At 69.6% G+C, this 6,301-nt stretch carries 6 protein-coding genes; all 6 read right to left on the reverse strand.

Going from position 1 to position 6,301, the window contains the following annotated elements; all coding sequences use genetic code 11:
* The gene (locus tag ACN675_RS17910; protein WP_420752116.1) at positions 1-954 is read right to left on the reverse strand and encodes a metallophosphoesterase family protein; all 954 of its coding nucleotides are present in this window, start codon (positions 952-954) and stop codon (positions 1-3) included.
* 5 nt (positions 955-959) lie between these two features.
* The gene (locus ACN675_RS17915; protein WP_420752117.1) at positions 960-2,330 is read right to left on the reverse strand and encodes an MATE family efflux transporter; all 1,371 of its coding nucleotides are present in this window, start codon (positions 2,328-2,330) and stop codon (positions 960-962) included.
* On the reverse strand, positions 2,314-3,312 hold the full coding sequence (locus tag ACN675_RS17920; protein WP_420752123.1) for a DHH family phosphoesterase: 999 nt from the start codon (positions 3,310-3,312) through the stop codon (positions 2,314-2,316). The genes ACN675_RS17915 and ACN675_RS17920 overlap by 17 nt, the downstream gene beginning before the upstream one ends.
* A 7-nt stretch (positions 3,313-3,319) precedes the next feature.
* Positions 3,320-3,775: a 30S ribosome-binding factor RbfA gene (gene rbfA, locus ACN675_RS17925; protein ID WP_197254958.1), complete on the reverse strand. Its 456-nt coding sequence runs from the start codon at positions 3,773-3,775 to the stop codon at positions 3,320-3,322.
* Between the two features lie 126 nt (positions 3,776-3,901).
* Positions 3,902-4,192 (reverse strand): DUF503 domain-containing protein, encoded by a 291-nt coding sequence (locus ACN675_RS17930; RefSeq protein ID WP_248676658.1) that lies wholly within the window; start codon positions 4,190-4,192, stop codon positions 3,902-3,904.
* Positions 4,193-4,371: 179 nt separating this feature from the next.
* Positions 4,372-6,301: translation initiation factor IF-2 (gene infB, locus ACN675_RS17935; protein ID WP_420752118.1), on the reverse strand; the 1,930-nt coding region annotated here is incomplete at its 5' end.

Consider the following 6,301-nt stretch of genomic DNA (forward strand, 5'->3'; position numbering starts at 1 on the left):
TCACCGCAGTCCCTTCGCTCGCTCCAGTTCCCTCGCCCGCTGTGCGCGCATCTTCTCCACTTCCGCTTCCATCTCGGGTGTCACCGTGAAGTGCCCGCCCCACTTGTTCAGAGTGCCCGGCGGATAGTCCGGGACCGGCAGGATCTGCCGAAGCACCTGATCGGGGAGGCCGCGCCGCTGCCATTCGCGCGGGTAACCGACCGAGACCTCCTCGAACCGCACCCCGTCGTAGTAGGTGGTGCGCGGGATGTGCAGGTGGCCGTACACCGAACACAGCGCCCGGTAGCGCAGGTGCCAGTCCGCGGTGTCGGTGGTGCCGCACCACAGCGCGAACTCCGGGTAGAACAGCATCCGGGTCGGCTCGCGCACCAGCGGGAAATGATTGATCAGCACCGTCGGCAGCGCCGGATCCAGCGCGTCGAGCCGTTCCCGCGTCCGGTCCAGGCGTGCCTGACACCACGCGTCACGCGTCAGATACGGGTCGGGGGCGAGCAGGAATTCGTCGGTCGCGACGACGTTGCGGTCCCGCGCCAGCGCGAGCCCCTCGGCCTTCGTCGTGGTTCCCTCGGGCAGGAACGAGTAGTCGTAGAGCAGGAACATCGGAACCAGCACCACCGGTCCCCCGTCGCCCTCCCACACCGGGAACGGGTCCTCCGGGGTGATCACGTCGAGTTCCCGGCACATGGTGACCAGATAGTCGTAGCGGGCGACGCCACGCATCTGCACGGGGTCCTTCGCCGTGGTCCACAGTTCGTGGTTGCCCGGCACCCAGATGACCTTCGCGAAGCGGCTGCGCAGCAGTTTCAGCGCCCACCGGATGTCGTCGCTCTTCTCGGCGACGTCCCCGGCGAGGATCAGCCAGTCCTCCGGTGATTCCGGGACGATGTCCTCGGTGACGGGCCGGTTGCCCTTGTGTCCGACATGGATGTCGCTGACCGCCCACAGCTTCGCCACCGGCTCTACCCCTCCGCTTCCGTCTGCTCGAGGGACCGCACCTGCCGGTCCGCTCCCGTCACCATCCATCGTCCCGACAGCGTCCGCCACACGACGGCCACCATCCGAAACACGATGAACACCGTAAGACCGGTCCAGATTCCCGCCAGACCCCAGTCCCACACGAGTGAGCACCAGATGAGCGGCAGGAATCCGAGAAGCGCGGACGCCAGCGTCGCGGTCCGCAGGAACGCGGCGTCGCCGGCGCCGAGCAGCACCCCGTCGAGCGCGAACACCACGCCCGCCGCGGGCATGATCGCCACGAAGAACCACCACGCGACACCGATCCGGTCGAGTACCGCGTCGTCGTCGGTGAACAGACCGGGAATCACCTCGCTGCCGAGCAGGAACAGCAGCGCGAGCACCGCCGCGAAGACCGTCGACCAGGCCGTGATCCGCCACGCCAGACGATGGGCGCCGCTCCGGTCCGCGGATCCGAGCGCCGCCCCGACCAGCGCCTGCGCGGCGATCGCGAGCGAATCGAGCGTCAGCGCCACGAAGTTCCACAGTTGCAGCACCACCTGGTGCGCGGCGACCGCGGCGGCCCCGAAGCGCGCGGCGACCGCGGCGGCCGAGAGGAAGCACGCCTGGAAGGCGAGGCTGCGGGCGACGAGATCGCGTCCGAGCCGCAGTTGCGCGCCGATGATCGTGCGCTGCGGTTTCAGCGGCACTCCCGCACGCAGCAGTGCCCGCAGGAACAATGCCGCCGACACCGCCTGTCCGACCACGTTGGCGACGGCCGAACCGGCCAGTTCCCATCGGGGTGCACCGAGCAGTCCGTGGACGAGCAGCGGGCACAGCACCGCCGACAACGCCAGCCCGACGACGACATAGCGCAGGGGCCGCGCGGTGTCCTGGATGCCGCGCATCCACCCGTTCCCGGCGAGGGTGACGAGGATCAACGGGGCCCCGAACAGGGCGATGCGCAGCCACGACACGGCCGATCCGGCGATGTCGTCGTCCCCGGCGATCAGGCCGGCGACCGGACCTGCGAGCATCTGCCCGACAACCAGCACGACGGCGCCGACACCGAGCGCGAGCCACGTGGCCTGCACGCCCTCACCGACGGCGTCGGCGTGGCGGTCGGCACCGTGGAACCGGGCGGCCCGGGAAGTGGTTCCGTACGACAGGAACGTCAACTGGGTGCTGACCTGCGCGAGGATAAGCCCGCCGACGGCCAGCCCGGCCAGGGCCAGCGCACCGAGCCGGCCGACGACGGCGATGTCGAACAGCAGGTACAGCGGTTCGGCGGCGAGTACTCCCAACGCGGGCAGAGCGAGCCCGAGGATCCGTTTCGCCGAAGCCTGGGACGCGGCGCGATCAGCCGAGGGCGTCACGCAGTTCCGCCACGATCTGGGTGCGATCGCCGTGAGCGGTGTACCCGGCCGCGGCCCGGTGTCCCCCACCCCCGAGCCGGGATGCGACGAGCGAGACGTCGATCCCGTCCTTCGAGCGCAGCGACACCGTCCACACCCCGGAACCGACCTCCTTGAACACGGCGGCGACCTCGGCCTCGGCGGTGGTCCGCACTATGTCGATGACGCTTTCGATCTCCTCGGAGCGCAGGTGCGCGGAATCTCCGCGCAGCACGGTCGCGTGGACGAGCCCCCGGCCGCCGGCGGCCTCCGGGACGAGCGTCGCGGTCGCGAGCACCGCCGACAGCATCGGCAGCCACCCGAACGGGTGGGTGTCGAGCAGCTGCCGGGTGATGCGGGCGCCGTCGATGCCGGTCGTGAGGAGCCGTTCGGCGAGCAGGTGCGAGCTCGCCCGGCCCCACCGGAACGATCCGGTGTCGGTGACGAGCCCGGCGAACAGGCAGTGCGCGAGATCCGCGTCGATCTCGACGCCCCACACGTCGAAGAGGTCGGCGAGGACCGCAGCGGTCGCTTCGGCCTCCGGCTCGATGAGGTCGTGGGTGCCGAACCGGGTGTTCGAGCGGTGGTGGTCGATGACGAGCGTGCGCGCGGCGCCGTGCAGCCGCGGCGCGAGGCGTCCGAGGCGCCCCGCCGTGCCGCAGTCCACGGTGACGAGCAGGTCGACGGTCTCCCGCACCTCCGCGGCGGGCGTCACCAGGTGCAGACCCGGCAGCTCCCGCATCGAGTCGGGCACGGCGTCGGGCGATCCGAACGCGACCTGCACGGACACACCGCGGCGTTCGAGCGCCAGCCCCAGCGCGAGGCCGCTACCGAGCGTGTCCGCATCGGGCTGGACGTGGCACAGCACCGTCACGGACGTCGCCGCATCCAGCAGCTCGACGGCACCGCCGAGATCCACGGTGGTCGAGGACGGGGTGCTGTCGGGCGAGGTGATGTCGGACATGACGGTTCTATTCGTCGCCGGCGGCGTCTCGCTCACGCGGTTCCTTGTACGGATCGGCCTCGCCGGCGGGCGATGCACCTTCGCGGGCCTTGGCGACCGCCTCGTCGGCGGCGCGGGCGCGGGCGAGCAGTTCCTCCATGTGGCGGGCGGTGTCCGGCACCGTGTCGGTCACGAACGTGAGGGTGGGTGTGAAACGCACACCGGTCCCGGCGCCGACCTTGGTCCGGAGCACTCCCTTGGCCTTCTCGAGGCCGGCGGCAGCCGCGGCGAGATCGGGCTCGGAGTCGAGGTCCGCTCCGCGCACGGTGTAGTACACGGTGGCGTCGTGCAGGTCGGCGGTCACCTTCGCATCGGTGATCGTGACGAACGCGAGCCGCGGATCCTTGATCTCGTGATCGATCGCGGTGGCCACGATGGTGGCGATGCGCTTGGCGAGACGACGGGCCCGTGCTGGATCGGCCATGTCAGTCGCTTCCTCTCCTCGCCGCGGTGCGGCTGTCGTGTGGCAGCCGCGGTGCGGCTGTCGTGTGCAGCCGCGGTGCGGCTGTCGTGTGCAGCCGCGGGCGGCTGTGTCGTATGTGGGGTCCGGTCAGTCTTCCGGACCGAAAATTCTTCGGCGGGCCGCGAGCAACTGCAACTCGGGGCGGGCCGCGACGAGGCGTTCGCACCGGTCGAGGATGTCGGTGACGTGCCCGACGTCGGGACCGGCCGATGCCACCCCCAGCAGGGCGCGGCGGTGCAGGTCCTGATGCCCGGCTTCGGTGGCCGAGACCCCGAACCGTCGCAGTTCCGCGAGGACCGGCCGGATCATCGACCGCTTCCCCTTGAGCGAGTGCACGTCACCGAGCAGCACATCCAGTTCGAGTGCGCCTACGAACACCGGACCTCCTGTCTGGACTCCCGGCGCGGATACCCCGGGAAGCGGGGCGCTGACACGTCGGGGCGGCGGACGATTGCTCGCCCGCCGCCCCGACGGCGGTGCCGTCAGATGTCACCGACGGCGGTGCCGTCAGATGTCACCGACGGCGGTGCCGTCAGTGAATACCGACGGCGGTGCCGTCAGTCGCGCGGCTTCTCGCGCAGCTCGTAGGCCTCGATCACGTCGCCGACCTTGATGTCGGAGTAGGTGATCGTCATACCGCACTCGTAGCCCTCGCGGACCTCGGTGACATCGTCCTTCTCGCGGCGCAGCGACGAGATGGTGACGGTCTCGGCGACGACGTTGTTGTCGCGGAGCAACCGTGCCTTCGCGTTGCGCTTGACGATGCCGGACTGCACGAGGCAACCCGCGATGTTGCCGACCTTCGAGGACTTGAAGATGGCGCGGATCTCGGCACGGCCGAGCTCGACCTCTTCGTAGATCGGCTTGAGCATGCCCTTGAGGGCCTTCTCCACCTCGTCGATCGCCTGGTAGATGATCGAGTAGTAGCGGATGTCGACACCCTCGCGGTTCGCCAGCTCCGTCGCCTTGCCTTCGGCACGGACGTTGAAGCCGATGATCACCGCGTTGGAGGCAGCAGCCAGGTTGACGTTGGTTTCGGTGACACCACCGACACCGCGGTCGATGACCCGCAGGCGCACCTCGTCGTCGATCTCGATCCCCATGAGCGCCTCTTCGAGGGCCTCGACGGTACCCGAGTTGTCGCCCTTGAGGATGAGGTTGAGCTCGTTGTGCTCCTTGAGCGCGGCATCCAGATCCTCGAGGGAGATCCGCTTGCGGCTCTTCGCGGCCAACGCGTTGCGCTTGCGCGCATTGCGGCGGTCGGCGATCTGCCGGGCGATGCGGTCCTCTTCGACGACGACAAGGTTGTCGCCGGCACCGGGCACCGACGTGAAGCCGATGACCTGGACCGGACGCGAAGGCAGAGCCTCCAGGACATCCTCGCCGTGCTCGTCGACCATGCGGCGCACGCGGCCGTACGCGTCGCCGGCGACGATGGAGTCGCCGACCCGCAGGGTGCCGCGCTGGACCAGGACGGTGGCGACCGGGCCGCGACCGCGGTCGAGGTGAGCCTCGATCGCGACGCCCTGGGCCTCCATGTCCGGGTTGGCCCGCAGGTCGAGGGCCGCATCGGCGGTGAGCAGCACGGCCTCGAGCAGCTGGTCGATGTTCAGGCCCTGCTTCGCCGAGATGTCGACGAACATGGTGTCGCCGCCGTACTCCTCGGTGACCAGGCCGTACTCGGTGAGCTGCTGGCGGATCTTCTGGGGGTTCGCACCCTCCTTGTCGATCTTGTTGACCGCGACCACGATCGGCACGTCGGCCGCCTGGGCGTGGTTGATCGCCTCGACCGTCTGCGGCATGACACCGTCGTCGGCGGCGACCACGAGGATCGCGATGTCCGTCGACTTCGCACCGCGGGCACGCATGGCGGTGAACGCCTCGTGACCCGGGGTGTCGATGAAGGTGATGAGCCGGTCTTCGCCGTTGAGGTGCGTGAGCACCTGGTAGGCACCGATGTGCTGGGTGATGCCACCGGCCTCGCCCTCGCGGACGTTGGCCTTGCGGATCGTGTCGAGCAGTCGGGTCTTACCGTGGTCGACGTGACCCATGACGGTCACCACCGGCGGACGCTGCTGCAGGTCCTCTTCGCCGCCCTCGTCCTCGCCGTACTGGATGTCGAACGATTCGAGCAGCTCGCGGTCCTCGTCCTCGGGGCTGACGACCTGGACGACGTAGTTCATCTCCGAGCCGAGCAGCTCGAGGGTCTCGTCGTTCACCGACTGAGTGGCGGTGACCATCTCGCCGAGGTTGAACAGTGCCTGGACCAGTGCCGACGGGTTCGCGTCGATCTTCTCCGCGAAGTCGGACAGCGAGGCGCCGCGGGCGAGCCGGATGGTCTCGCCGTTGCCGCGGGGCAGCCGGACACCGCCGACTGCCGGTGCCTGCATCGAGTCGTATTCCTGCCGCTTCTGCCGCTTCGACTTGCGGCCGCGACGCGGAGCACCACCGGGACGACCGAACGCACCGGCCGTGCCGCCGCGTCCA

This window comes from Rhodococcus sp. O3, assembly GCF_048897285.1.
In the GTDB taxonomy this organism is placed as follows: Bacteria; Actinomycetota; Actinomycetes; order Mycobacteriales; family Mycobacteriaceae; genus Rhodococcus.